This is a genomic window from Mycobacterium sp. SMC-17 (assembly GCF_045310915.1).
Classification (GTDB): Bacteria; Actinomycetota; Actinomycetes; order Mycobacteriales; family Mycobacteriaceae; genus Mycobacterium.
Map to the genome: position 1 here is coordinate 88,889 of NZ_JBJIAK010000016.1, position 25,662 is coordinate 114,550.

Here is a 25,662-nt window from a genome sequence, read left to right on the forward strand (position 1 = left end):
ACCGGTGCGCCCCGGGTACCGCCCCGGGGTGACCGCTGTCGAAGTGCCGTTGACGCCTGGGCGGCCGTTCCCGGCGCGCCGAAAGCATCTGGGCGCTGTCCTGTACGGACTCGTCAGCACGACCGACCACAAGCTGATCGGCCAGATGTACCTGGCCGCGTCGTTCGCGTTCTTCTTCAGTGGCGGGATCATGGCCCTGCTGATGCGCACCGAACTCGCCATGCCCGGTCTGCAGTTCTTGTCCAACGAGCAGTACAACCAGCTGTTCACGGTGCACGGCACCTTGATGCTGCTGTTGTATGCGACCCCTGTGGTGTTCGGTTTCGCGAATCTGGTGCTGCCCTTGCAGATCGGCGCACCCGACGTCGCCTTCCCCCGGCTCAACGCGCTGTCGTTCTGGCTGTTCCTGTTCGGTGGACTGCTCGTGCTGGCCGGATTCGTCGTGCCCGGCGGTGCGGCGGATTTCGGGTGGACGGGCTACACGCCGTTGTCCGACGTCGTCCGCTCACCCGGGTCCGGCGGCGACCTGTGGGCCGTGGGCCTGATCGTCTCGGGTCTCGGCACCATCCTCGGTGCGGTCAACATGATCACCACCGTGGTCTGCATGCGCTGCCCCGGAATGACCATGTTTCGCATGCCCATCTTCACCTGGAACATCGTCGCCACCGGCGTGCTGATCCTCCTCGCCTTCCCGATCCTGACCGCGGCCCTGTTCGGCCTGCTCGCGCAGCGTCACCTCGGGGCGCACATCTACGACCCCGCCAACGGCGGCGCGATCCTGTGGCAACACCTGTTCTGGTTCTTCGGGCACCCCGAGGTCTATATCGTGGCGCTGCCGTTCTTCGGCATCGTCACCGAGATCATCCCGGTGTTCTCCCGCAAGCCGATATTCGGTTACACCACACTGGTTTACGCGACGTGGGCCATCACCGTGCTGTCGGTCGCGGTATGGGCCCACCATATGTTCGCCACGGGTGCGGTGCTGCTGCCGTTCTTCTCGTTCATGACCTTCCTGATCGCGGTGCCCACCGGCATCAAATTCTGGAACTGGATCGGCACCATGTGGAAGGGACAGCTGACCTTCGAGACGCCGATGCTGTTCTCGGTGGGCTTCCTCGTCACCTTCCTGTTGGGCGGACTCTCCGGCGTCCTGCTTGCCAGCCCGCCCCTCGACTTCCACGTCACGGACTCGTATTTCGTTGTGGCGCATTTCCATTACGTGCTGTTCGGCACCATCGTGTTCGCCACTTACGCCGGCATCTACTTCTGGTTCCCGAAGATGTGTGGACGACTGCTCGACGAGCGCCTCGGCAAGCTGCACTTCTGGCTGACCTTCATCGGCTTCCACACCACGTTCCTCGTGCAGCACTGGCTGGGCGATGAGGGCATGCCCCGCCGCTACGCGGACTACCTGCCCGGCGACGGCTTCGACACGCTCAATCTGGTCTCCACCATCGGGTCGTTCATCCTCGGCGTTTCGGTGCTCCCGTTCGTCTGGAACGTGTTCAAGAGCTGGCGTTACGGCGAACCCGTCGTCGTCGACGACCCGTGGGGTTACGGCAACTCGCTCGAGTGGGCGACGACCTGCCCGCCGCCGCGGCACAACTTCACCGAGCTGCCCCGAATCCGTTCGGAGCGGCCGGCTTTCGAGCTGCACTACCCGCACATGACCGAACGGATGCGCACCGAGTCGCATGTGGGCCGGTGACGATCAGTGGTGCAGGCGGTCGTGCAGTTTCTCCTGCTCGGCGGTGTCCCGGCGTTCGGCGTCGATGACGTCGTCCCGGGCAGTCGACGACGTGAGAATCAGTTCATCGAGTTTGAGCAGTATCGCGCCGGTCTGCCGGTTGGTGGTGTGCTGAATGACGAAGAGCATCACCAGTGCCACCAGCGCATTGGTGGCGTACACAGCGGTCTGCCACCACGACGGGAAGCCGGCGATGATGCCGGTCAGCAGTGCCGCGGCGACCACGGCGAACACAGCGACGCCGGTACGCAGGGAACCGGCCCAATCGGTGACGGTGTCCAGAGCGCGGGCACCGGACTTGACCGCAGTCATCGTCAGCCGGTGCTTTCGCGTTCTTCGAGACCGACGGCCTCCCGCAGTTCCTTCTCGTCGTCGCGGAGGCCCTCGTTCTCGTTGCCCATGTGGTGCATCACATCCGCCAGCGCGTCGGCGATGGCGTTGAGCTTGTGCTGAAGCGCGTCACCGGCGCGTCGTTCGGTGTTCTGCAGCAGGGCCACCAGCAGGAACGTGATGATCGTCGTGATCGTGTTGATGACCAATTGCCACGTGTCGACGGTCATGAAGGCGAATGTCGGCGCCCAGAGGACCACGAGCAGAACGCACGCCAGGAAGAACCAGGCGCGCGAAACGATTTCGGCCGTGTTGGTGGCGAACCGGTCGAACATGGACACTTTGCCGGTGACGCCCGACGGCATCACGTCGGCGTCGGCATTGTCGGAGGCAGTCATGACGCGTCCTTTCCCGAGGTAGCCCTGATTACCCGCGACGAGTCCGCGCCAAACGGGACCGGATTCGCCAGAAACTCCACCAACACAGCGGAGAGTGTGTCGATGCCGGCGCGCGGCACCACCTCGTAGCCGTGGGTGCTCAGTGTGGGCAGGCACAGCAGCCCGGCTGCGGCCGCGTGCCCGTTCGACTTGGCGTGCGACGCATCGGATTCGAACGCACCCAGCACCGCCGGTTGCGGATCGGCGCCCAACGCGGTCGCCACGTCCACCAGCCGGTCGGCGACCGCCTTGTCGTAGACGCACTGCGCGTCGCTGTAACCGACGATGGGTCCGCGCGTGACGGTGGTGCCGTATTCGCCTTCGGTCGGGCCGACCTCCAGCGCCAGGGTCAGTTCACCGGGCAGGGCACGGCTGGCGTACGAGCCGCCGAGGCCACCGACCTCCTCACTGACCGTGCACACGAAATACACGTCCTGGGGCGGTCGTTCGGCCCGCTGCCGCAACTCGCGAGCCGCCGACAGCAGAACCACCAGCAGTGCTCTGTCGTCCATGAAATAGGAGCCGAGATAGTCGTCGATCTCGACGAGTTCCCGTTTGCTTCGGTGGACGCACACGCGGGTTCCGGGGCGGATGCCGGCCTCGGTCAGCTGTTCCGGCGTGCGGCCGGTGAACACGTACACGTCGGACCAGTTCAGAGCCCGGTCGCCACCGTCGGGTTTGGTCTGCCAGATCTGCGGGCTTTCCTGCGTGGTGTGTTCGGAACCCACTGTGAGAACACCGCATACGTGCTCGCGGTCGCCGAGCATCAGCACCGGCCCGAGGCCGAAGTTCGCCGGGTACATCGTGCCCAGCGGCGTCAATCGCACTCTGCCGTCGGGCTGCACCCGCTTCACGAGCATGGACAGTTCGTCCATGTGCGCCATCACGCGGATGGGCGGGTGCTCCTCATCACTCTGCGACGAGGACACCCGCCCCACCACGTTGCCCGCCCGGTCGATCCAGGCGCTGTCGACCAGGGGTGCCAGCTCCCGCAGGCAGATGTCGCGCACGGCGTCTTCCTGGCCACAGGGCCCGTACGCCAGTAACAGTTCCTGCAGCAGCTGGATCATCGGACTCAGCGGGCGCTCGAGATCACGTCCCGGACCCGGTCCAGCATGGCGGCGAACGGCCCGACGATGAGGTTCGCGGCCGGGGACTCCACGCCGGGATGCGGCCGGGTCGGCGCGACCGCTTCGGCGAGTTTGGCGATCTCGCCCATGCGCTCGAGCTCCTGCTGCGACAGCTCCGTTCCGAGCTTGGCGAACTCTTCCGCCTCCTCATGCTCGGCGTGCGCGATCACCGCGTCGCGGAGTTTCGTCAGCTTGGCGGTGAATTCCTTGCTGTCGACATCGAGCGACTCCAGTTCGGAGAGCAGCTTTTTCGCCTCGTGCTCCTCTTCCAGTCGGGCATCGACGACCTTCTCGCCGCCGGGCAGCTTCTGCTTCGCCCGCGGGTGGACGATCTCTTCCTCGGCGGTTTCGTGCACCGCGAGGAGCCTGCGCAGATCCCGGAACGACCTCGCTCTCTCGTCGCCGGCCAGCACCAGGGTCTCGGTGAACAGTGACTTGATCTGCTCGTGCTGATCAGTGAGGAGATCGATCACGTCTGACGGGGATTTGAGGGCATGAGAAGCCATATTTCCTCCTGTGAGAACGTCTGACGCGCTCGGGCTGTGAGCGCGTCCCCCACCGATTACCCGGTGCGCCGACGGTCAAACGGGCCAGTGCTGCAGCGAGGTGCACCCGGCCGCCCAGCTGGACAACATGTGATCGGCGAGCCGCCCCTCGACCGCGTCGAAGGCCCGAATGCCGAACACGACGTCCAGTTCCAGGCCCGGCTCGCGCGACAACAGGTCCGCCACGACGTCCTTGCGGACCACCTGTTCATGGACCGCGTCGGCCTCGACGTGCTCGCGGTAGAAGTCGACACACGGTCGCGGAGCACCAAGCCTCTTGAGGCCCTTGACAATTCGCTGCGACGCCGGCGACGAGGTCAGTTCGGTCGCGGCGAAGTGGCCGACCGCCGCGCCGCGCAGGTGGCGGTGCAGACCGAACATCGACATGAGGTTCACCGCAGCCAGCGTGCTGCCCGTTGCATTGCCGAGGTAGTGCAGGTAGTCGTTGCGCAACTCCGCGGCGTCGAGCAGATCGGCGAACAGCCGCTGGTGCATGGTCGCGTAGCCGCCACGACCGCCGTATTCGTCGTATTCCACTGCCACGAACGCGGCTTTCGCACGACCGGTCAACCGCGGAATGACCCACGACTGCGGATCGGCTTCCTTCAGGTGGTACAGCGAGCGGTGGACGAAGTACTCCTGCATCTGCGGCCACGTCGCCCGATCCTGGATATAGACGGACAGACTCGAGTCATCAACAGGGTCGGCGTCGCAGCGGGCGAGCTCGGCGTGCGCCGTACTGTCCGGGCTGATCTCGCCGACGAGCTCCCGCACCGCCGCCAGGAAGCGCTCCTCGATGCGATGGCGGACATCGAGGAGGGCGGGATTCCATTCCCACTTTTCATCGGTGTCGGCAAAACCCCGGTAATGCAGTTCGTAGCAGACATAGAGCGCCAGCTGCAGGTCGAGTCCGAAGGGGTCCGCGTTCCCGAGAGGTAGCTGTATCCGCGTCAGGTACTGCGTGGGCAACCGCTCACCGAGCAGTCCTATCACCACATCGGACACGGGACCACGGGGGTCCGGTAGCAAAGGCTGAACCAGTTCTTCTGTGCACATGAGACCTCCCCGATACCCGCAGGCGTGGGAAGCTAAACCCGCTTCGCGCCACGGCCCACGTGTAGACGCCGGCACTACGGGTATCCCCGAGACATCATGAATCAGTCTGAGACACCCCTGCTCGATGCGCTTGTCCGCTATCGCTCAATCGGCGAGTACGGCTTCACCCCTCCCGGCCATCGACAGGGGCGTGGTACCGATGCCCGCGTACTGGATGCCCTGGGCGCGCAGCCGTTCTGGAATGACGTGCTGGCCAGCGGCGGCTTGGACGATCACCGCAACTCGAATGGATATCTGCGGCACGCCGAGGACCTGATGGCGGCCGCCGTGGGCGCCGACATGGCGTGGTTCTCGACATGCGGCAGCTCGTTGTCGGTGAAGGCCGCCATGATGGCGGTGGCCGGCGGCGACGGCAGCCTGCTGGTGGGCCGCGACAGCCACAAATCGATCGTTGCGGGCCTGGTGTTCTCCGGGGTGCTCCCCCGCTGGATCAGCCCGCGCTGGGATGCCGAACGGCACCTGTCCCACCCGCCGTCGCCGCAGGACGTCGCCGACGGCTGGAAGCGGTACCCCGACGCCGCCGGCGCACTGATCGTCAGCCCGTCCCCGTACGGCACCTGTGCCGACCTCGCGGGCATCGCAGAGGTCTGTCACGCAGAGGGCAAACCGCTGATCGTCGACGAGGCCTGGGGTGCGCACCTGCCGTTCCACGAGGACCTGCCCACATGGGCAATGGATGCCGGCGCCGACATCTGTGTGGTCAGTGTGCACAAGATGGGTGCCGGATTCGAGCAGGGCTCGGTGTTTCACGTGCAGGGCGACCTGATCGACGACCGCAGGCTTGCCGCCTGCGCCGACCTGCTGACGACCACCAGTCCCAGCGTGCCCATGTACGCGGCGATGGACGGCTGGCGGCGACAGATGGTCGAGGACGGGCATCGACTGCTCGGTGCCGCGCTCCGGCTGTCCGACGAGCTACGCCGCGATCTCGAACACATCGACGGCCTGCATGTTCTCGAGGATGAACTGCTCGGCGTCGAGGCGTCCCATGACCTGGACCGGCTCCAGGTTCTGGTCGACGTATCGGCCACCGGCATGTCGGGTTACCAGGCCCAGCAGTGGTTGCGGAAACAACACCACATCGACGTCGGCCTGGCGGATCACCGCCGAATCCTGATCACGCTGTCGATGGCCGACGACCGCGAGACGATCCGGCCGCTGGTGGTGGCGCTGCGCCAGTTACCCACGGCCGCTGCGGATTTCGAACCACCGCCGCACGTCCAGCTGCCGGCGCCCGAAGACCTGCAGCTGGAGACGATCCAATCACCGAGGGACGCGTTCTTCGGCCCGGTGGAGACGGTGCCCGTCGAGATGGCGGCCGGACGCGTCTCGGCCGAACAGATCACGCCCTATCCGCCCGGTATACCGGCCGTCGTCCCCGGCGAACTGATCAACGCCGAGGTCCTGGACTACCTGCGGACCGGCATCGCCGCGGGCATGTACCTGCCGGACCCCGCCGATCCCGAGCTCAAATCGGTGCGGGTCACCGCACCGCGGGTGTAGAACCGCCCGGCACCGGGCATTAGAACGTCGAGGACTGATCCCCAGGAGGCATCCCATGAAAGACCCCGTCGACCATGCTCGCACCACCCGGCCGCATGCCGGCGAAACCTTCAAGGACGGCACGAACGCCCCGGGCCTGGTGGCGGTCGGCCTGGCGGTGGCGACCTTGGTCGTGAGCTTGTACTTCTTCGCCGACGGCCGAGCGGACACCGGTGGAGTGGCCCTGGCGATCGCGGCAGTGCTGGCCGTGGGGGGCGGCGCCTGGCTCTACGCGCGGCACCGCCGCATCCGGCGCCGTGAACTCGACTACCTCGAAACGCACCCCGGTGCGCCGCGGACGCCGCCGACGAGCTGACTCAGAAACCCGGGCTCCTCCCGTTGCCCAGGTAGCGCAGACCGGCGGCGGTCACCGTCCGCGAGTCGAGCACGTTCCGGGTGTCGATCACGACAGCGTCAGGTGCATGTTGCGCGATGCGCGGCCAGTCCAGGTCCCCGAACACCGGCCATTCCGTCAGTACGACGAGCGCGTCGGCCCCCTTGGCCGCGGTGTAGACATCGTCGACCGCGGTGACCCCGTTGTCGCGCAATACTTTCGGGTCGATCACCGCCAGCTGCGGATCGTATCCCCGGACCTCCGCGCCCTGCCGGGCCAGCGCTGCCGCGATGGTCAGCGCCGGCGAATCCCGGACGTCGGGGGTACCGGCCTTGAAGGTCAGGCCCAGCGCCGTGATGCGCGCCGATGCGACGGGTTCGGCCATGGCCGCCGACAACGCCCGCACTACCCGCGGGGCCTGCGCCGCGTTGGTGTCGCGCGAGGCGGCCACCTCGCGCAGCGCCACGCCGTGCAGCCGCGACGTATACAACAGCGCCGCACTGTCTTTGGGCAGGCAGGAACCGCCCCAGCCGGGTCCGGGCTGCAGGAACTGCCCACCGATGCGGGCATCGGCGCCCATGCAGCGGGTGACGTCGGCGATGTCCGCGCCGACCTCGGCGCACAGCGCAGCCAGCGAGTTGACGTACGAGAGCTTCACCGCCAGAAAGGCATTGCTGGCGTACTTGGCCAGCTCTGCGCTTTCCGGCGCCATCCGGAGCACCGAATCGGCAGTCGCCCCGTACAGGGCACCGACCCGGTCGGCGGCGGTGTCATCCATGGCGCCGATGAGGACCCGGTCCGGCTCGCGGGCATCGGCCACGGCATGGCTCTCACGCAGGAACTCCGGGTTGGATACCACGTGGATCCCCTTGTCGCGCACCGCGGTGGCGATGTCTCGGGTGGTACCGACCGGCACCGTGGATTTGACCGCGATCACGCTGCCCGGCGACAGGACCTGCCGCAGTTCGGTGACGGCCGACCACACCGCGCTCAGATCGGCGGCGCCGTCGGCACCGCTCGGTGTCGGCACGCACACGAACACCACGTCGCAATCCGACAATGCGCCGAAATCGGCACTGAAGCACAGGGTTCGGTCAGAAAGACCTGAGGTCAGGAGCTCGGCCAGGCCGGGTTCGTCGAGCGTGGCGATACCCTGGCGCAGCTGCGCCACCCGGGCGGTGTCGGTGTCGACGCACACAGTCCGATGTCCCCGCTCGGCCAGGCACACCGCAGTGGTGAGGCCGACGTAGCCCGCACCGACCGTGCCCGCCGTCATACGCGTTCCTTCAGTACGCCTTCTGTCGCCGCGATCACCCGTTCGACGGTGATGAGCAGCAATCCCCGATCTGGCCGGTCGGCGTGCGGGTCGCCCTGATCACCGGCCCACAACACGATGTGGGGGCCGGTGCCGGGCGGTCCCCACCGAGCCGGCGGCGTCGGGCCGAACAGCAGCACCGACGGCGTCCCCGTCGCCGTGGCGATGTGGCCGATGCCGGTGTCCCCACAGATGACCAATCGGCTGTCACTGATCAATGCCACCGTGCCCATGAGCCCGAGGCGGCCGGCCAGCACCGCGCTGTCGGGCAATCCGGCGCCCGCGGCGACCGCTCGGGCCAGGTCGAGTTCAGCGCTCGACCCGGTGATGACGACGCGCTCGCCGGCCCGGTGCAGCGCCGCGGCGACGGCTGCGAAGCGCTCGGCCGGCCATCGCCGGGCCGGCGCCGAGGCCCCGGGATGGATCACCACCGAGCCGGAGCGGTCCGGATATCCACGCGGTCGGCTGATGGCGAGATCGCCTGGGTCACAGGCGATGCCGGCCCATTCCAGCAACCCGCACCAGCGCGCCACGTCGTGCACGTCCTCACGCCACGGTGGTCCCGCGTATTGGGGAAAGGCATCATGCCGGTGAGTCAGCAGCGCTCCCGGGCGTATTGCGGCCAGATCAGCGATGCTCTCCGGGCCGCTGCCGTGCAGATTGACGGCCAGATCGGGCGGGCGGCGCCGCGGGTGCAGCCGCCCGAGCTCCGGTGTCGCGTCGACTTCGTCGACCGCACCGGACAGCAACGCCAGGCAGACATAGGGTTCGGGCGTGGCCAGCACGATCCGTGCATCCGGGTAGGCCCGGCGCAGTCCGCGCAGGGCCGGAAAGCTGGTCAGCAGGTCACCGAGACCGAGCGCACGCAACACCAGGATGTCGCGCGGTGCACCGATGGTGTCGGCCCACCTCACGGCCACGAGGGCTCCGTCGATTGGCACACGACCAACTCCCGAATCTCGCATCCGGCCGGCTGCGACAACGCGAATATCACGGTGTCGGCGACGTGTTCGGGGTCGTTCAGTTTGGCGTCGGGCGGCGGCTTGTACTGCTCGTCGCGGTCGTCGAAGAACGCGGTCCGCATACCGCCGGGGATCAGCGTCGTGACGCCGACCTCTCCGGCCAGCTCGGCGGCGAGCGCACGGCTGAAGCCGATGACGCCGAATTTCGACGCGCAGTACGCCGTGGCGTCGCTGACCGCCTTGAGGCCCAGCGTCGACGCGCAGGTGACGATGCGTCCATGTGCCGCTTTGAGATACGGCAATGCCGACCGCACCGCCGCCGCGGTTCCCAGCAGGTTGACGTGCACGACCCGCTCCCAGTCCTTGACCGGTACGTCCGCCAGCTTGCCGCACGAATCGATGCCGGCCGCGGTGAACAGTCCGTCCACCTGCCCGCCGCACTCGTCCGCCAGCAGGGCCACCGCGGCCTCGACCGCATCGGCGTCGGCAAGGTCCGCGCACTGGAACGGCACCGGCACCGACGGGATGTCGCGATCGATCACCATGGGCCGACCACCCTGCGCGGCAATCCTTTTCACGGTCGCGGCGCCGAGCCCCGAGGACCCGCCGGTGATGATGACGTTACCGATCATGGCTTGTTCCCTTCGTTCACGATCGCGCTGCGGCGATCAGATTGGATGACGAGTAACCGGCGACGGTCGGCAGCAGGACCACCTCACCGCCGTACCGGCGGACGACCTCGGCCTCGGGCAGTGGCGCGTCGGCGTAGTCGCCGCCTTTCACCCACACATCGGGGCGCAGCCGGGCCAGTGCCTGCGCGGGCGAGTCTTCGTCGAACACCAGCACCGCGTCGACGCAGGCCAATGCCGACAGCACGCGGGCGCGGTCGGCCGCTGCCATCACCGGCCGGCCCGCGCCTTTGAGGGCACGCACCGAACGGTCCGAGTTGATCAGGACCACGAGCGCGTCGCCCAACAGCCGGGCCTGGCGCAGCAACCGGACATGGCCGGTGTGCAGCAGGTCGAAGCAACCGCCCGCGGCCACCACCGTCGTCGCACGTGCCCGCAGCCGCTGCCGCACGGTTTCGATGTCACCGGTCAGCGCTTCGAACTCACCGCCGTCATCCGGCACATCGGTCACCGGCGTCGACACCGCGCCGGCGCCACCGGCCGCGACGAACTGCCCGGCCACACCGACCGCGGTGGTGACGGCCGAGCGCACGTCCTGCCCGTTACCCAGTTCAGTTGCCACCGACACCGCGAACCGGTCGCCGGCACCACAGGAATCACCTCCGGACACCCGGCCGACGAGCGATGGAATCTGCACGGTGCCAAGTGGTTCCGTATCGAGTACCGCACCTTGTGCGCCACACGTGACGCAGACCGCGGCGGCCTGCCAGTCCTTGCGCAGGGACGCCGCCGAGCGGCCGACCGCTTCGGCCTGGTTGGGCGTGACCAGTCGGCACCCGCGAACCGGGTCGCTTCCCCGGGGATGCGGATCCCACACGACCGGCACCCGCTGTGCCGCCGCCGACAACAGCGCCCGCAGCCCGGGATGCGCGGTGACGCCGCGCCCGTAATCGGCCACGCAGATCACCGCGGCATGCGCGATCGCATCCGCTGCCTCGGCGGGAACCTCGTCAGGAGCGGCGGTACCCGAACCCCGGTCGATCCGCAGCACGCACTGGCCGCGGGCCCGCACCCGGGTCTTGCATACGGTGCCGCCGAGCATCGGCAGCGGCACCACCCGGACACCCGCGCTGGACAACAGCCCGGTCAGCTGACGACCGTCGCGGTCGTCGGCGACAGCGGTCACCAACGTCACGTCGTCGGCCGACCGGGCGGCCAGCAGCGCCGCGAGACCGGCGCCACCGGGACGATGCCAGACCCGCTCGGTGTCGATCACGGGCACCGGGGCGTCCGGACTCAGCCGCTCGGCCGCCCCGTCGATATCGACGTCCAGCAGTGAATCGCCGACGATCACAATCGAATCAGCCACGCGGCACCACCTGGAGCCGCTCGTCGACCTCGATGCACAGCGCGTGAACCAGGAACAGATGCAGTTCCTGGACGGTGGCCGTCGAGGGCGCCTCCACGCAGATGGCGTCTTCGCAGATGGCGGCCAACGGATTCGGCGCCGGGCCGGTCAGGGCCCAGGTGGTCATCCCGATCTCGTGGGCTGCCTTCACCGCCGCCAGGACGTTGGGACTCGAACCGCTGGTGGACAAGGCGACCAGCACATCTCCCGGTCGGCCGTGCGCACGTACCCCGCGGGCGAACATCTCCTCGACCCCGTAGTCGTTGACGATCGCGGTGAGTGCGGACGTATCCGCGTGTAAGGCGATGGCCGACAACGGGTTCCGCTCGTCACGGAAGCGGCCCACCAACTCGGCGGTGAGATGCTGGGCCTCGGCCGCGCTACCACCGTTGCCGCAGGCGAGCAGCCGCCCTCCGCCGTCGAGCAGGTCCGCGAGTCGGCAGCCCCATCGGCTCAACCGTGGCGCCTCGATGCCGATCCGGTCAACGGCCTGCGCCAACGCCGAGATGTGCGCTGTGATCATGGCATTCTCCCAACTGAGTGACTGCCGCCAGCACCTCCGCGTCGGAGATGCCGTCCAGGCAGGGATGGCCGCGCACCGGGCACGTGCGGGCCCGGGTGCCCCGGCACGGTGCGGACTGATCACCGAGCCGAATGACGTTGCGCGTGTATGGACTCCATTGACTGGCGGGGACCACGGGGGCGAACAGCGACACCACTGGCGCACCGACCGCCGCGGCCAGGTGCGCGGGTCCGGTATTGGGTACGACGACCGCGTTGGCGTGCCGGAACACCGCGGACAATTCGCCGAGAGTGGTCCGGCCGCCCAAATCCAGTGCCGCCGTTCCCGCGACCTGCGCGGTGAGCCGACGTTCGCCCGGACTCCCGGTGACCAGTACGCGATGCCCCGCGCCCACCAGGGCCCGCACCATCGCCGCGCTGCGCGCCGCGCTGGGCCGGCGGGCCGGAACCGCCGCACCCGGGTGGAACACCACGTATCCCCCGCCACCGAGTTCACCCTCCAGCTGCTCCGGCAGCTCCCGGTGTCGCACCCGCAGCGCGCCGTCGTCGCTGTCGGGTAGCTGACAGCCACCGGCACATACCAGCGAAAGGGCCCGCAACGGCTCGGGAACGTCGGGCGTCACATGGTGACGGAGATCGAGCAGGGTCCCGGGATAGTCGTCGCAGATGGCGCCGATCCAGGGCACCTCCGCCATCCGGCACAGCAGTGCCAGCGGCAGCGGCGACTGGTGGAACGAGGTGGAGATGTACACCCGCTGCGGCGCGATGGCCCGCAGCGCCGCGATCAGCCGGAAGGCGTGCTCGCTCGTGAGATCCGGTGAGTCGAAGTCGACCCACGGTGCCTGCCACTCGACGATGTCGTCAACTCCGGGGAGCAGCTCGGCGGCGGCGCGGCCGCGGGGACCCACCAGCATGGTCACATTGCTGTGGGCGGCGACGGCGCGGACGGCCGGCCCGGTGATCAACACATCGCCCGCGCTGTCCAGCCTGGCGAACACCGTCGTGCTCATCGGCACTCCCGCAGTACGAGATTGACCGCGTCGGTGAGCGTCGACGCCACTCGCGCTCGGCGGCAAGCAGATTCGATCTCCTGCGGCAACGTGCGGGCCGTGGGGACCAAGATGGCCTCGGCGTCCGCGGCCAGCGCTGCGTCGACATCGCTGCCGGTGTCCCCGATCAGGACGCAGCGCGACGCGGGTACACCGAGCGCTTCGGCGGCTGCGTGCACCATGCCGGGCGACGGTTTGCGGCAGAAGCAGCCGTCGTCGGAGGCGTGCGGGCACACCTGCCAGGAATCGAACGGCCCCAACAGCGAATTGACCATCGCGTTGACGCTCTCCAGCTGATCCGGACTGATCAGTCCGCTGGCGACACCGGACTGATTGGTCACGACGCCGAGCAGCAGTCCCTGTTCGCGCAGCCGATTCAGCGCCATCGCGGCGCCGGGCACCGGCACCACCCCGGCCGGGTCGTTGAGGTAAGGGCCGTCCTCGATGATGGTGTCGTCGCGGTCGAACAGCACTGCCAGCGGCGGCTCCTTGCGGGCACGGCAGAACATCCACGTGCCGCGGAGCCGGTGGCGCACCGCCACCGGCGGAATGACGACGCTGGTGATCAGCAGGCGGGCCGCCCAGAACAGCCCGCGCGGCCCGGAAAGGTAACGGCGCAGCCAGAATTCGGTGGTCAGCGCGGCCCAGACCGCAGCACCCACCCGCACCGGCTGGCGGCGCCGGGCCAGGACGCCCAGCACGGTGGTCAGGGCAGCCGCCGTGGTGACGGTGTGCGCTGCGATACGGCCACGGCCCTCCCCGATCGCGGTTCTCCAGCCGCGACCATGTTTGCGGCGCATCAACGCGTCGTCGGTGTTGCCGACCTGTGCGCGGACCGCACTCAGCATGGTCGACTGAGCCACCGGGTGGATGGATCGTCTTGTGCCCCAGTCGATCCTGCCGCCGGCCCGGGTGATGCGCAGCGCCAGGTCGGAGTCTTCGCGGTAGGCCCGCGGAAACCGCTCGTCGAATCCGCCGACCTGGACCAGAGCCGAGCGGCGATAGGCCAGGTCCGCGGTGATCCACTGGGCGCCCGCCAATCTCTCGGTGCGGCGCTCGTCGTCGGTGAGCCGGCGCTGCGTCGGCACCGGAACCGCGATCCGCCCCTGAGAGCCGACGGCACCATCGGCGTCGGCGGCCGCCAGGTCACCCTTCAACGCGGCCAGCCACCCGTCGGCGGGCACCACATCGTCATCGAGAAAACAGATCCACCGCGCCGTCGCACTGCGCCAACCGACGTTGCGCGCGGCCGCTGGACCGCGTCCGCCGCTGCGCAGCACCGTGAGCGGCACCCTCGACACCGGCAGCAGCAGTGCCGGCACGGAACTGGGGCGATCGTCGACGATGATCACCTCCGCCGGGCTGATGCCTGGCGAATCATCCAGTGCGGCAATGAGGTCATGCAGGGATGCTCGGCCAATGGTCGGGATCACGATGGCGGCGTCCAGGTGTGGGTTCATCGCAGCCCCTGTGCGCGGCGCACCACGTAGGGACCGATGACGAGCATGTCGATCGGTGCGCTGCCGAAGCATTCGAGGGCGTCGCGTGGACTGTCGACCATGGGCCGGCCGGCGGTGTTGAAGCTGGTGTTCACCACCACCGGGACTCCGGACAGCTCGGCGAATTGCGCGATGGTCGCGTGCAGCAACGGCTGCGCGGTGGCGTCGACGGTCTGGATTCGCGCGGTACCGTCCACGTGGGTGACGGCGGGGATGCGCGGGCGCCAGTCCGGCGCGACGTCGTGCACGAACAGCATGTAGGGGCTCGGTATCGGGCCACCGCTGAAGATCTCGTCGGCCCGCTCGGCGAGCACCATGGGCGCGACGGGCCGGAACTGCTCGCGGCCCTTCACATCGTTCAGGCGCTCCAGGTTCTCCGAGCGTCGCGGATCGGCGAGCAGGGACCGGCAGCCGAGGGCCCGCGGGCCGTACTCCGACCGTCCCTGGAACCAGCCGATGAGATTGTTGTCGGCAAGCGCTCGGGCGACGGTGCCGGCCAGATCGGCCGGGCGCTCGAACGGAACCGCTGCGGTGGTGAGGGTTTCGGCGATCTGCTCGTCGGACCAGTCCCGGCCGAGGGCCGCCGACGCCATCGGGACGATCGGTTCGCCGGCTTCGGCGGCCAGCGCCAGCGCCGCACCGAGGGCCGTCCCGGCATCACCGGCGGCGGGCTGCACCCACACGCGACGGAACCCGCCGCGGCGGTGGATCTCGGTGTTGGCGACACAATTGAGTGCGACACCGCCGGCCAGGCAGAGGTTCTCGTGATCGGTCGCGTCGCGCAGCCAGTGCACCAGTTCGAGCAGCACGTCTTCGACGACCCGCTGCACGCTGCACGCGAGATCGACCCTGTCGTCCCAATCGGTGCCGAACGACGCCCAGTCGACCGGCCAGGTGCAGAAGCCGCCATCGCCGGTGGCGTATACGGATTCCCGCAGCTGATCGGCGAATCGCGGTTTGCCGTAGGACGACATCGCCATCACCTTGTACTCGTCGGACGACCGCTTGAACCCGAGGTGTTCGGTGAGCTCCTCGTACAGCAGTCCCAATGAATGCGGAAGGTCCTGGGCGGCAAGGATGTCGAGCTTGTGGTCGGTGCAGCTGCCCGCGAGCATCGACGTGCTTTCGCCGCGACCGTCGACGACCAGGACAGCACAATCCGGGTCGGGCGCCGCCAGGGCGCTGGACGCCGCGTGCGCGACATGGTGCCGCACAAACCGCACCTTGGCCGGATCCAGCCTGGGCAGTGCGGTTTTGAGGAAATGTGGGGCACGTTCGGCATACAGCGTGCGGAGGTATTCCCAGTCCCGGTCGAGGCCGCCGCGGTCGGCAGGGATGTCGCGCATCAACCGGGGGTCGTACGAGTATCCGACCGCGTCCAGGTCGGACGGCGCCAGCCCCGCGCGCTCCAGGCACCATCGGGCCGCCTGTACCGGGACCTCCCACGTCGCGAAGGGCACCGCGGACTTGCCGTGCTTGCGACGGCTGAACCGTTCTTCCTCCGCCGCGGCGATGATCTGGCCGTCCACCACGACGGCAGCGGCCGGATCGTGGAAGACCGCATTGATTCCGAGTATTCGCACTGCTAAACCCCCTGCCCGGCAAACCATTTGATGGTCTCCGACAACCCGTCGCGATAGCTGACCCGAGGCCTCCAGCCCAGCAGCGCCATCGCGGTGCTGATGTCCGGACAGCGCCGGTGCGGGTCGTCGGCGTCGGCCGGTTCGAACTCGATGGGCGAGGAACTGCCGGCGAGCTCCCGGATCAGCTCGGCGATCTGCAGGACCGTGAGCTCGTCGGGGTTGCCGATGTTCACCGGTCCGGCACAATCGGATTCGCCGAGCGCGACCAGCGCGTCGACCGTGTCGTCCACATGGCACAGCGACCGCGTCTGCTGACCCGTGCCGTGCACCGTCAAGGGTGTACCCGCCAAGGCTTGCCGGCAAAACGTCGGGACGACACGTCCGTCGTCACCGCGCATGCCGGGTCCATAGGTGTTGAAGATGCGCGCCACACCCACGTCCGCCGAGTACGTCCGCCGATGTGTGAACACCAGCGCCTCCGCGAACCGCTTCGCCTCGTCATACATGCTGCGAGGGCCGATGGGATTGACGTTGCCCCAATAGGATTCGCGTTGTGGATGCTCGAGCGGGTCACCGTAGACCTCGCTCGTCGAGGCCAGCACCAGCCGCGCGCCGGTTTGGGCTGCCAGGCCCAGCGCGTTGGACGTCCCGGCCGAACCGACACGTAGCGTCTGCTCGGGCATCCGTTGGTAGTCGATGGGTGACGCCGGGGACGCAAGGTGGAACACCACGTCCAGTGGCCCGCCCGCGACGCTCGGATCCAGCTTGTCGGCGATGTCGAGCTGGACGAACCGGTAGCCCGGATACTGTGCGGCCAGGCCGATTCCGGCATCACCTGCGGTGCTGAGGTCGTCCACGCACGTCACCTCGTAGCCGTCGCTGAGCAGTCGCCGGCAGAGATGCGTGCCGAGGAAGCCGGCGCCTCCGGTCACGAGTGCGCGTCGTCGATCAGCCATGAGCGTTTGCCGTTCTGCTGGGCGGGTAGTGGGAGCCGTTGTGAACCAGGGCACCGAAGAAAAATTCACGTTCGTGATCGCGACACGTGATCGCGAGAGCGAACTGGCTGCCGTCGTCGAGCGACTGCTGCAGACGACGGGCTGTCCGATCATCGTGGTCGACAACCATTCTCGTGACGGTTCGGTTGCCCGCATGCGTCAGCTCGAGCAGACCACCGACCGGCTCCGTGTGCTTCCGCTCGGCTCGAACCTCGGTGCCGTGGCCCGAAATATCGGCGTCGCCGCCTGCCGAACTCCGTATGTCGCGTTCTGCGATGATGATTCGTGGTGGGCCGCTGACGCGATACCGCGGGCCACCGAAATCTTCGATACGCAACCGAACATCGGCCTGATCGCAGCCCGGACCGTGGTCTGGCCCGGTGATCGCGAGGACCCGGTGTCGAGCATGCTGGCCGCCAGCCCGCTGCCGCGCCGTTCCGGTCTGCCCGGGCCGCCGGTGCTCGGATTTCTGTCGTGTTCGGCGATGGTGCGCAAATGCGCCTTCCAAGAAGCGGGTGGCTTCAGCCCGATCCTGCACTTCCGAGGTGAAGAACAGCTGCTGGCAATGGATTTGGCGACGCTGGGCTGGGAGTTGTGCTACTGCGCCGAGCTGACCGCGATACACCGCCCGTCCGCGGTCCGGCCGCCGACAGCCGCGCAGGATGCCCGGGCGCTGCGTAACGCCACACTGACCACCTGGTTGCGCCGCCCGGCCAAGCAGTGTGCCGAGGCCACGGCCGCGCTGCTGCGGGCAGCCATGAACGACCGGGAGCACGCGCGGGCCGCCCTGGAAGCGCTGTTGCGGGTGCCGGCCGTGCTGAGCGGGCGCCGGCTGCTGCCCGCGGAGGTCGAGGCGGCCGTCCGTCTGCTGGAGGCCCGTCATCCCGACAACGCCCGCGGCCGAGAGGGACGAGCATCGAACCAGAAGCCCGACGCCGCCAACCGGTCATAGATTCTCAGCGTCTCCGCCGCCACGCGGTCCCAGGAGTACCGGGCCTGCGCGCGATGACAGCCGGCCTCCCCCATGGCCCGGCGGCGCGAGTCGTCCGCCAGGAGTTCGTTGAGCACATCGGCGAGCAGATCAGGACGCCGCGGCGGCACCAGGCGGCCGGTGACACCATCCACGACGGTGTCGAGCATGCCACCGACCGCGGACGCCACCACCGGCACGCCACAGGCCATCGCCTCCAGCGGGACGATCCCGAACGGCTCGTACCACGGGGTGCACGCGACAACATCCGCCGAACGCAGCACCGCGGGCATATCGGCACGCTCGACCGACCCGTACAGCCGCACCCGCTTCGCGACGCCGAGCTCGCGGGCCAGCGCCAGTAGCCGCTGTGCCTCGCTGTCGGCACGCAACGCCGCCTTGTCGGGACCACCGACGATGACGAGTTCGGCATCGGGTATCCACTGCAGCGCACGGATCATGACGTCGAATCCCTTGCGCTGCACGAATCGACCGACGCTGACGATGCGTGGGCGCGCCTTACGGGCGGCGGCCCGCCCGTCGGGCCGGAACAACTTGAGGTCGACGCCGCACGGCACAACCGAGATCCGGGACCGCTCGCGACCCAGACGCATCAGCTCGAAAACTTCATCGGTGCACGTCGCCGCCACCCAGGTGGCTTCCCTGGCCACCAGCTTCTCCAGCGTGAGCCGCTCCCGCGGACTGGTGTCCTGGTCCTTCTGGTACCTCCGCTTGACCACACCCAGCGCGTGGAACGTCTGCAGGGCAGGAAGATTCAGTTTCTTCGCCGCCAACTGCGTGGCAACGCCGGACATCCAGAAGTGGGCGTGCGTGACGTCGGGACGGGTCTGCGCCCACTCATCGTGGAGAAACCCGCCGAACTGCCCCATGTACGGCAACAGGTCGTCCTTGGGAACCGGGCGCGGCGGGCCGGCGGGCACATGCACCACCGTGTACCCCTCCGGCGCGATGACGCGCTCCGGGACGTCGGGATCGTCCCGACGGGTGTACACGTCCACCCGGTGCCCATGTCGACTGAGCGCCGCCGACAACGCCGCCACGTGGACGTTCTGTCCGCCCGCGTCGGCCCCGCCAAGTGCCGCAAGCGGATTCGCGTGCTCCGAGACCATGGCAATTCTCATCGTTCCCTCTTCCGGTCAGTGGCAGACGTCATCGATCACGCGGTTCCAGTCCGACAGGAACCGGTTCAGCGAGAAGTGTTCGGCAGCGAACTCGCGGGCGGCCTTGCCCGCCAGCGCTGCCGCGGCGGGATCGTTCACGAAGTCCTGCAGGCCTCGCGACAGGACCTTCACATCGGCGCCGACGACGCCCGCCCGGGACGGCACCACGAGCGGTGCCATCGTCGAGGCGACCGCCACGATCGGCATGCCGAGGTACATTGCCTCGACCAACGACAGTCCCAGCGATGTCCACCGCGCGGTATGCAGATACACGCGGCGGCGCGCGACTCGCCGCCACAGCTCGGGAGCGGGGACATCGCCTTTGCCCCGCAACCGATCTCGCGGGTCGGCCTGCCGGCGGTTGAGTTCCTTGGTGTCGATCCCCCACACCTCGATCGGAACAGCTCGCGACAACTCGCCGAGCAGGTCGGCGCCCACCGTGCGCCATCTGCGTAGCGGCTCGTTGATCATGGCCGCGGCCCCGGCGATGTCACCGGTGTAGAGCGGGCCGGGATCGGCGATGCCGTGATCGATGACCTTGGTCGGTGCAATTCCGTTGTCCCACATCAGCCTGTTGAATTCGGTGACATGGATCAGCGGGATGTCCCGCCGGTCGGCGAGCGGATGCACACTGTCCACCGCGTTCGGGCGCGGCGCGTTGTGCTCGACGTAGACGGCCGGCACGTCGACTCCGGGACGCCGCCGCAGCCACCGTTGTGCTTCGTCCAGTTCCCCGGGCCGCTGCAACACCACCAGGTCGACATCGGCAGCAGCCAGTTCCGAGAGCGGAATCTCTTGTGCTCGTGGCCAACTCCGGCCACACAAGCCACGCGCGTCACGATCGGGTGCCGCCGCCCCAACAGGCACGAGGTAGCGGTGCGGGCCGGCCACGAACGACTCCATCCAGGCGCCGTGCACATGCCACACCAGCACCGATCGCTCGCGGTCTGCTGTCATGCGGGCCGAGGTACCCGAGGGTTCGGCACTTAAACACCCGAAGTGTTTTCCGGCGCGTGGGACGGGTATCCGCTCTGACATGACACCAGAACAGTTCCCGGACGCAGTCCCCGACGCAGACGCCGTCGAGCAGTCGCGTGACGTCCAAGAACCGGTCCTCGACGACGAGGCCGCGGTCACCGGCCGCGACAACCCGCCGCCGGAGGCCGCCGCACACGATTGGTTGGAGCAGACCGCGGACGTCGAAATTGATGCCGACGAGGACGATTTCGGACGCGATGCCTGAGATGAACACACCGATCCCCTATCCCGGGCACACCGCCGACATGGCAGAACAGCCGCATGACGAGATGCGCCAGTACGTCGGCCGCGGGCTCCTGAAAGGGCGCCGGGCCCTCATCACCGGCGGCGACTCCGGTATCGGGCGCGCGGTGGCGGCGGCGTTCGCCAAGGAGGGTGCGGACATCGCCATCGCCTACCTCGAGGAGCACGACGACGCGGCGCACACCGCGAGCATCGTGGGCGCGGCCGGACGGACGTGCGCCCTGTTCCCCGGTGATCTCGGCGAGCCCGCCCATTGCCGAGAGGTGGTGGCGCGCACCCTCGCCGAGCTCGGCGGGCTGGACATCGTCGTCAACAATGCCGCATATCAGGCACCCACGGACGATCTCACCGACATCACCGATGAGCAGTGGCGGCGGACGTTCGCCGTGAACATCGACAGTTACTTCCAGGTGACCAAGTCCGCCCTGGCGCATCTCCCGGACGGCGCCGCGATCATCAACACCGCGTCGGTGAACGGGCTACGCGGCAATGCGTCGCTGATCGACTACTCGGCCACCAAGGGAGCCGTCATCGCGTTCACCTACGCGCTGGCCCAGTCTTTGGCGAAACGCCGCATCCGCGTGAACTGTGTTGCCCCCGGGCCGGTCTGGACGCCGCTCATCCCGGCCACCATGCCGCAGGAGAAGGTCGAGTCCTTCGGTGCCCACGCACCGTTGGGGCGGCCGGCCCAGCCGGACGAGATCGCGCCGTCGTACGTCTTCTTCGCCGCCGACCAACTGTCGTCGTACTACAGCGGTGAAGTGCTCGCGCCCCTCGGCGGCGAGACGATGCCGGGATGATGTTTGGGCCGGTCCCGCACGGGAAATCCCTGCCCCATGATCATTCGTAGGATCGCCCGTCCACTTCTGGCCACCGCGTTCATCGGACAGGGCGTCGAAACCCTGTTGAACACCGACTCCGGCGCCCAGGCCGTACAGCCGGCGCTCGACGGACTGAAGGACATGCCGGAACCCGTCGCACGCAATGTGCCCTCCAACGCCGTCGCCGTGGCGCAGGCGACCGCGGCCGCTCAGGTCGCCGGCGGGCTGTTGCTGGCCACCGGACGCATTCCGCGCGTGGCCTCGGCAGTTCTCGCGGCAACGGTGATTCCCGCAAACCTCGGTAACCACATGTTCTGGGCCGAGGACGATCCCGAGGCGAAAGCCGCCAAACGCCGGGGCTTCCTGGCCGACCTGAGCCTGCTCGGCGGTCTGATCCTCGCCTCCGCGGATACCGCCGGAAAGCCGTCGCTGGGTTGGCGGGGTCGGCGCGCCGCGAAACGGGCGGCCGAGGCCCTCTCGTCGACGGTGCCGTCCAGGACGGAAGTTGCGCTCGCGCGCATGCCGGAAGTGGGCGAAAAGCTGGGCCACGGAGTCCAAACCGGCTTCGAGCACGGCCGTGAGCTCGCCGGCGTCGCGCTCGAGAAGCTGGAAGGCGGGCTCGAGAAGGCTGCCCCGTATGCGGAATCTGCCTACCGGAAAGCCAGCGCCCGCGCCTCGGAGTTGGCCGACAGCGTGGGAGACGGCTTGGAAAAGGCCGCCCCCTACGCGGAATCCGCGTACCGGAAAGCCAGTGCGCGTGCGTCTGAATTGGCCGACACCGCAGTCACTACCGCAAAGAAGGCGAAAGCCCGGGCCTGAGGCCCGGGCTTTCGCCCCTCTTGTCACGTCAATACCAGTACCGGCGTCCGGCGACGGCATGACCGGCTGCCCCGAGGAGCCAGAAGATCGCGCCCACCACGACGAGCACGATGCCCAGGACCCACAGCAGATACACGTTGAAGACGAAGCCCAGGATGAGCAGGACTACTCCCAAAGCAATCATGATGATCGATTCCTTTTCTCAGATGCGGTTCACCGCATGGCACTCGGTTGCGGCAGTCGGCAATCGACCACCTTCGGATTGACCCCGGCGTAGTTCAACGGCCCGGCGACCACGGTCAGCGCGATACGCCCTGCCGAGCCGCAGCTCGTGTCGCCGCCACGGAAATAGTCGCGTTGCCAGGCCGCCAGCACCCCGATCAACAGCCAGACCACCACGATGACGCCCACGCTTCCTCGCAACATGGCTCCTCCTAGACAGACCTCTCTGGTCTCACGGAAAGAAGTACCCGTGGGCGCGTGATGGCAAACTAACGCGCAAGAAAAAGAACCCGCGACCGGTGCTTACCGGTCCAGCCGAAGCCGTACCGCCAGCTCGAGAAAAGCCATGGCGAAGTCGTTTCCCGCCACGAGCTCCCGAATCCGTGGCCAGTCGAGTTGCTCACGGACCGCGCGCACCGCCGGCAGCAGCGGAGCGAAGTCACAGTGATGTTCGTTGAGCGTCAGCAGCTTCTGGGTGATCACCGCATCGGGCGTCAGGACCGGCATCGAGATGGCCAGTACCTCGCGATCCACGGCCCCGGCGAGCAGAGCGGAGTCCACAGGCACGCCGTTGAGTCGGTGCAGGACATCGACGAGAACGCCATCGAAGTACGCTTTGAACAGCCAGTCCTCGGGTGTTCGCTCGATGTCGAATCCGTTCTGGCCCAGGATCTTCACCGCCGCCTCGGTGTCCGGCTCGGGCACGACGAAGTCGACATCGTGGTCGGGTTCCGGCGCGCCGTGGACCCACAGCGCGTAGCTGCCGGCAAGGGCGAAACTCTGGCCGTTCGCCTTGAAGGCACTTGCGGCGGCGCGCAGTGCATTTCGGAGTTGGGTGCGCTCAGGACACATGACGGACCGTGCGATCAAAGCCGGCGTTCGGGGGTATCCGGTCATCATGACTTCGATGCGCCTCGCGACCTTCAACATCCTGCACGGCCGCACCGTCGGTGACGGAGTCCATCTCGACCGGCTTCGTCGCAGCATCAGCATCCTCGACCCGGACATCCTGGCGCTGCAGGAGGTGGATTTCGACCAAACACGTTCCGGCCGGGCGGATCTGACCGCCATCGCAGCTGAGGTCATGAATGCCGTCTCCCACCGGTTCGTCGCCGCCATCACGGGAACGCCGGGCGCCACCTGGATCGCCGCCACCGGTGAGGAACAACCCGAATCGGCGGCGTACGGCATCTCTCTGCTCTCGCGGTATCCGGCGACCAGCTGGCAGGTGCTGCGGCTGCCCCGGATACCGACCCGCTTTCCGATGTACCTTCCGGTGCCCGGCAGGGTCATGATCGTGCACGAGGAGCCCCGCGCCGCCGTGCTCGCCCGGCTCGAGACGCCGTTGGGCGCCATGACGATCGCCGGGACCCACTTGTCGTTCGTACCCGGCTGGAATCGGCATCAACTGCGGCAGCTGGCCCGCACAGTCCGCGCGCTGCCCGGACCACACATCATCGCCGGCGACCTGAACATGGCGGCGGAACCAGCCGAGCGCTGGTCGGGCATGCGTTCGCTGGCCTGTGCCAACACGTTTCCGGCTGAGGCACCGGCCCAGCAGCTCGACCACCTTCTCACCGACGACCGGCAGCTGGCCGTGCTCCGACATGCCACCCCGGAGGTGGAACTCTCGGATCACCGCCCGCTGGCTGTCACCGTGACCCGGCATTGACGGGTGTTACCCGTTTCCGCCCGCATCAAAACCGCCCAGGTCATGCGGCGTTACCGAATTGACGCGTTTGCCCATGCCGCATCCCGGTTATATCGGAGAGGTTGGATCCAGAGAGGAAGCCCGAATGCTGAGCTCCGAAATCTCGCCTGAGTGCGCAAACGTCTATCTGCCGCAACACGATTCGCGATTGTTGATCGAAACCATGCACCGCTGCTGCCACCCGGCGGGCATGCGCGTCGCGGACCTGTGTACCGGCAGCGGGGTGGCAGCGATTGCTGCCTCCGGCGCCGGAGCGGACAGCGTCGTTGCCCTCGATACGTCGCAAGCCGCCATCGCGGCAGCCCGCGCCAACGCACGGCTCGCCGGTTGCCGCATCGATGCGCGGCTCGGTTCCTGGTCGGCGGCACTGGGGCTCGAGCCATTCGACCTGGTGCTGTGCAACCCGCCATATGTGCCCGAGCCTGCGAGCGAACCGGTGATCGTCGGCGCCGGTGGTCCGCCCACGTCTTTCAATGCCGGCCCCGACGGCCGGCTCATCCTCGATCCGCTCTGCGCCGCGGCGCCCGCGCTGCTCAGGCGCGGCGGCGCAGCGCTCATCGTCCACTCCGAGTTCGCCGATGTCGCGAGCAGCGTCGCCGCCTTGCGAGGCGGCGGCCTTCAGGTTGACGTGGTGGCGCGCCGGACCATCCCATTCGGGCCGGTGATGACCGCTCGCGCACGGTGGTTGGAGGACTGCGGTCGACTGACACCCGGGCGGCGTACCGAGGAACTGGTTGTGATCAAGGCGGTGAAGCCATGAGTCCCGCGCGCAGAACCGTGCGCATCGTGCCCCGCGGCCCGATGCTGATCCAGGGGCCGGTCCAGGTCGAACTCGAAGACGGGACCCGCGTCTGCTCTGACAGATTCATGGTCGCGATCTGTTGCTGTCAACGCAGCAAGACCTATCCGTGGTGCGACACCAGCCATCGGCGGCAGAACCGGTCTGCCGCCGATGGCCGAAAGGCCGGCGTCGATCAGGCGCAACCCACTTGAGCGCGCAGATCGCGCAGGGTGCGGTCCAGTATCCGTGACACATGCATCTGGGAAACGCCGATCGAGTCGGCGATCTGCCGCTGCGTCATGGCACCGAAGTACCGGAGATACAGCACTTTCTGCTCGCGTCGAGGCAGCGCCGCCAGCAGGGACCGTACCGATTCACGATCCGTCACTCGGTCGAATCCGGCATCCATCTCACCAAGGGAGTCACCGAGCGCCTGCGCCCGCGAGTCGTCGTCGACGACGTTGACGTCCAGCGACTGGGGTTGATACGCCTTGGCTGCCACGATGCTCTCGACCACCTGGTCACGGTCGATCTCCAGCTCCTCGGCGAGCTCCTCGATGCTCGGCGCTCGCCTCAGGTCGTTGGTCAAATACGCAGTGGCACAGGCAATATCGTGCTGCCGATCGCGAATTCTCCTGGGTACGTGAACTTTCCAGGGCTAAGTCCCCTGGGGTGGTGGGAATTCGGGGACGGGGCTGAGGTGGGCGGAGATGTTCAGGCCGTGTCGGTGCCG

At 67.9% G+C, this 25,662-nt stretch carries 30 protein-coding genes; 10 read left to right on the plus strand and 20 right to left on the minus strand.

The window, feature by feature from the left end; all coding sequences use genetic code 11:
- The first annotated feature begins 28 nt into the window (after window positions 1–28).
- Window positions 29–1,708 carry a cytochrome c oxidase subunit I gene (gene ctaD, locus ACJH7A_RS12910; protein ID WP_406802091.1) on the plus strand — a complete coding sequence of 560 codons (1,680 nt, stop codon included), beginning with the start codon at window positions 29–31 and terminating at the stop codon, window positions 1,706–1,708.
- A 3-nt stretch (window positions 1,709–1,711) separates the two neighbouring features.
- On the opposite strand, the gene ACJH7A_RS12915 is transcribed toward ctaD, so the two are convergent.
- From ACJH7A_RS12915 to ACJH7A_RS12935, 5 genes are all read right to left on the minus strand, one after another.
- Window positions 1,712–2,059 carry a low affinity iron permease family protein gene (locus ACJH7A_RS12915; RefSeq protein ID WP_346415596.1) on the minus strand — a complete coding sequence of 116 codons (348 nt, stop codon included), beginning with the start codon at window positions 2,057–2,059 and terminating at the stop codon, window positions 1,712–1,714.
- A 2-nt stretch (window positions 2,060–2,061) separates the two neighbouring features.
- On the minus strand, window positions 2,062–2,475 hold the full coding sequence (locus tag ACJH7A_RS12920) for a low affinity iron permease family protein (RefSeq protein WP_406783607.1): 414 nt from the start codon (window positions 2,473–2,475) through the stop codon (window positions 2,062–2,064).
- Complete coding sequence (locus ACJH7A_RS12925; protein WP_406783606.1) at window positions 2,472–3,584, minus strand: M42 family metallopeptidase; 1,113 nt, start codon at window positions 3,582–3,584, stop codon at window positions 2,472–2,474. Before ACJH7A_RS12925 ends, ACJH7A_RS12920 begins: the two co-directional genes overlap by 4 nt.
- A gap of 5 nt (window positions 3,585–3,589) precedes the next feature.
- A complete protein-coding gene (locus ACJH7A_RS12930; RefSeq protein WP_406774721.1) occupies window positions 3,590–4,150 on the minus strand; it encodes a hemerythrin domain-containing protein in 561 nt (186 codons plus the stop codon).
- 75 nt (window positions 4,151–4,225) lie between these two features.
- Window positions 4,226–5,245 (minus strand): iron-containing redox enzyme family protein, encoded by a 1,020-nt coding sequence (locus ACJH7A_RS12935; protein WP_406802092.1) that lies wholly within the window; start codon window positions 5,243–5,245, stop codon window positions 4,226–4,228.
- Window positions 5,246–5,341: 96 nt separating this feature from the next.
- On the opposite strand from ACJH7A_RS12935, the gene ACJH7A_RS12940 reads away from it, so the two are divergent.
- Window positions 5,342–6,808, plus strand: a complete 1,467-nt coding sequence (locus ACJH7A_RS12940; protein ID WP_406774723.1) for an aminotransferase class I/II-fold pyridoxal phosphate-dependent enzyme — start codon at window positions 5,342–5,344, stop codon at window positions 6,806–6,808.
- A gap of 55 nt (window positions 6,809–6,863) precedes the next feature.
- Window positions 6,864–7,163, plus strand: a complete 300-nt coding sequence (locus ACJH7A_RS12945; RefSeq protein WP_318984500.1) for a hypothetical protein — start codon at window positions 6,864–6,866, stop codon at window positions 7,161–7,163.
- Between the two features lies 1 nt (window position 7,164).
- On the opposite strand, the gene ACJH7A_RS12950 is transcribed toward ACJH7A_RS12945, so the two are convergent.
- From ACJH7A_RS12950 to ACJH7A_RS12990, 9 genes are read right to left on the minus strand one after another with little or no spacing between them, the layout of a single operon-like run.
- Complete coding sequence (locus ACJH7A_RS12950; RefSeq protein WP_406783603.1) at window positions 7,165–8,457, minus strand: UDP-glucose dehydrogenase family protein; 1,293 nt, start codon at window positions 8,455–8,457, stop codon at window positions 7,165–7,167.
- Window positions 8,454–9,416, minus strand: a complete 963-nt coding sequence (locus tag ACJH7A_RS12955; protein ID WP_406783602.1) for a glycosyltransferase family 9 protein — start codon at window positions 9,414–9,416, stop codon at window positions 8,454–8,456. The genes ACJH7A_RS12950 and ACJH7A_RS12955 overlap by 4 nt, the downstream gene beginning before the upstream one ends.
- The gene (locus ACJH7A_RS12960; RefSeq protein WP_406774726.1) at window positions 9,407–10,090 is read right to left on the minus strand and encodes an SDR family oxidoreductase; all 684 of its coding nucleotides are present in this window, start codon (window positions 10,088–10,090) and stop codon (window positions 9,407–9,409) included. Before ACJH7A_RS12960 ends, ACJH7A_RS12955 begins: the two co-directional genes overlap by 10 nt.
- A gap of 16 nt (window positions 10,091–10,106) precedes the next feature.
- Window positions 10,107–11,456, minus strand: a complete 1,350-nt coding sequence (locus ACJH7A_RS12965; RefSeq protein WP_406783601.1) for a PfkB family carbohydrate kinase — start codon at window positions 11,454–11,456, stop codon at window positions 10,107–10,109.
- The gene (locus ACJH7A_RS12970) at window positions 11,449–12,018 is read right to left on the minus strand and encodes an SIS domain-containing protein (protein ID WP_318984495.1); all 570 of its coding nucleotides are present in this window, start codon (window positions 12,016–12,018) and stop codon (window positions 11,449–11,451) included. The genes ACJH7A_RS12965 and ACJH7A_RS12970 overlap by 8 nt, the downstream gene beginning before the upstream one ends.
- Window positions 11,978–13,027, minus strand: coding sequence for a glycosyltransferase family 9 protein (locus ACJH7A_RS12975; RefSeq protein WP_406783600.1), 1,050 nt, complete (start codon window positions 13,025–13,027; stop codon window positions 11,978–11,980). The genes ACJH7A_RS12970 and ACJH7A_RS12975 overlap by 41 nt, the downstream gene beginning before the upstream one ends.
- Window positions 13,024–14,526, minus strand: a complete 1,503-nt coding sequence (locus ACJH7A_RS12980; RefSeq protein WP_406802093.1) for an HAD-IIIA family hydrolase — start codon at window positions 14,524–14,526, stop codon at window positions 13,024–13,026. Before ACJH7A_RS12980 ends, ACJH7A_RS12975 begins: the two co-directional genes overlap by 4 nt.
- Entirely contained in the window at window positions 14,523–16,148 is a 1,626-nt protein-coding gene (locus ACJH7A_RS12985; RefSeq protein WP_406783598.1) for a carbamoyltransferase, read from the minus strand. Before ACJH7A_RS12985 ends, ACJH7A_RS12980 begins: the two co-directional genes overlap by 4 nt.
- A gap of 2 nt (window positions 16,149–16,150) precedes the next feature.
- On the minus strand, window positions 16,151–17,104 hold the full coding sequence (locus ACJH7A_RS12990; RefSeq protein ID WP_318984491.1) for an NAD-dependent epimerase/dehydratase family protein: 954 nt from the start codon (window positions 17,102–17,104) through the stop codon (window positions 16,151–16,153).
- Between the two features lie 40 nt (window positions 17,105–17,144).
- Between ACJH7A_RS12990 and ACJH7A_RS12995 the strand changes: the two genes are divergently transcribed.
- Complete coding sequence (locus tag ACJH7A_RS12995) at window positions 17,145–18,095, plus strand: glycosyltransferase family 2 protein (protein ID WP_406802094.1); 951 nt, start codon at window positions 17,145–17,147, stop codon at window positions 18,093–18,095.
- Here ACJH7A_RS12995 and ACJH7A_RS13000 read toward each other — a convergent pair.
- Both ACJH7A_RS13000 and ACJH7A_RS13005 read right to left on the minus strand, forming a co-directional pair.
- On the minus strand, window positions 18,023–19,255 hold the full coding sequence (locus ACJH7A_RS13000) for a glycosyltransferase (RefSeq protein ID WP_318984489.1): 1,233 nt from the start codon (window positions 19,253–19,255) through the stop codon (window positions 18,023–18,025). The two genes, ACJH7A_RS12995 and ACJH7A_RS13000, sit on opposite strands and share 73 nt — an antisense overlap.
- 15 nt (window positions 19,256–19,270) lie before the next feature.
- Window positions 19,271–20,251 carry a glycosyltransferase gene (locus tag ACJH7A_RS13005; protein WP_406774733.1) on the minus strand — a complete coding sequence of 327 codons (981 nt, stop codon included), beginning with the start codon at window positions 20,249–20,251 and terminating at the stop codon, window positions 19,271–19,273.
- Between the two features lie 79 nt (window positions 20,252–20,330).
- Between ACJH7A_RS13005 and ACJH7A_RS13010 the strand changes: the two genes are divergently transcribed.
- Genes ACJH7A_RS13010 through ACJH7A_RS13020 form a run of 3 tightly spaced genes read left to right on the plus strand, consistent with a single transcriptional unit; the run spans window position 20,331 to window position 22,215 of the window.
- Window positions 20,331–20,537 (plus strand): hypothetical protein, encoded by a 207-nt coding sequence (locus ACJH7A_RS13010; RefSeq protein WP_318984487.1) that lies wholly within the window; start codon window positions 20,331–20,333, stop codon window positions 20,535–20,537.
- A gap of 1 nt (window position 20,538) precedes the next feature.
- The gene (locus ACJH7A_RS13015; RefSeq protein WP_406774734.1) at window positions 20,539–21,375 is read left to right on the plus strand and encodes an SDR family oxidoreductase; all 837 of its coding nucleotides are present in this window, start codon (window positions 20,539–20,541) and stop codon (window positions 21,373–21,375) included.
- 36 nt (window positions 21,376–21,411) lie between these two features.
- The gene (locus ACJH7A_RS13020; protein ID WP_406774735.1) at window positions 21,412–22,215 is read left to right on the plus strand and encodes a DoxX family protein; all 804 of its coding nucleotides are present in this window, start codon (window positions 21,412–21,414) and stop codon (window positions 22,213–22,215) included.
- A gap of 28 nt (window positions 22,216–22,243) precedes the next feature.
- Here ACJH7A_RS13020 and ACJH7A_RS13025 read toward each other — a convergent pair whose 3' ends face one another.
- From ACJH7A_RS13025 to ACJH7A_RS13035, 3 genes are all read right to left on the minus strand, one after another.
- A complete protein-coding gene (locus tag ACJH7A_RS13025) occupies window positions 22,244–22,399 on the minus strand; it encodes a DUF6131 family protein (protein ID WP_165605920.1) in 156 nt (51 codons plus the stop codon).
- A 29-nt stretch (window positions 22,400–22,428) separates the two neighbouring features.
- Window positions 22,429–22,641, minus strand: a complete 213-nt coding sequence (locus ACJH7A_RS13030) for a hypothetical protein (RefSeq protein ID WP_090562272.1) — start codon at window positions 22,639–22,641, stop codon at window positions 22,429–22,431.
- A gap of 99 nt (window positions 22,642–22,740) precedes the next feature.
- Window positions 22,741–23,289 carry a hypothetical protein gene (locus tag ACJH7A_RS13035; RefSeq protein WP_406802096.1) on the minus strand — a complete coding sequence of 183 codons (549 nt, stop codon included), beginning with the start codon at window positions 23,287–23,289 and terminating at the stop codon, window positions 22,741–22,743.
- A gap of 55 nt (window positions 23,290–23,344) precedes the next feature.
- Here ACJH7A_RS13035 and ACJH7A_RS13040 point away from each other — a divergent pair, with 55 nt between their 5' ends.
- The 3 genes from ACJH7A_RS13040 to ACJH7A_RS13050 all read left to right on the plus strand — a co-directional run bounded on the left by ACJH7A_RS13040 (window position 23,345) and on the right by ACJH7A_RS13050 (window position 25,141).
- Window positions 23,345–24,109, plus strand: a complete 765-nt coding sequence (locus tag ACJH7A_RS13040) for an endonuclease/exonuclease/phosphatase family protein (RefSeq protein WP_318984623.1) — start codon at window positions 23,345–23,347, stop codon at window positions 24,107–24,109.
- 124 nt (window positions 24,110–24,233) lie between these two features.
- On the plus strand, window positions 24,234–24,908 hold the full coding sequence (locus ACJH7A_RS13045; RefSeq protein ID WP_318984483.1) for a methyltransferase: 675 nt from the start codon (window positions 24,234–24,236) through the stop codon (window positions 24,906–24,908).
- 41 nt (window positions 24,909–24,949) lie between these two features.
- Window positions 24,950–25,141, plus strand: coding sequence for a CDGSH iron-sulfur domain-containing protein (locus ACJH7A_RS13050; protein ID WP_406802097.1), 192 nt, complete (start codon window positions 24,950–24,952; stop codon window positions 25,139–25,141).
- Here the strand turns inward: ACJH7A_RS13050 and ACJH7A_RS13055 are convergent.
- Window positions 25,123–25,560: a sigma-70 family RNA polymerase sigma factor gene (locus ACJH7A_RS13055; RefSeq protein ID WP_406802098.1), complete on the minus strand. Its 438-nt coding sequence runs from the start codon at window positions 25,558–25,560 to the stop codon at window positions 25,123–25,125. The two genes, ACJH7A_RS13050 and ACJH7A_RS13055, sit on opposite strands and share 19 nt — an antisense overlap.
- Window positions 25,561–25,662 lie beyond the last annotated feature (102 nt).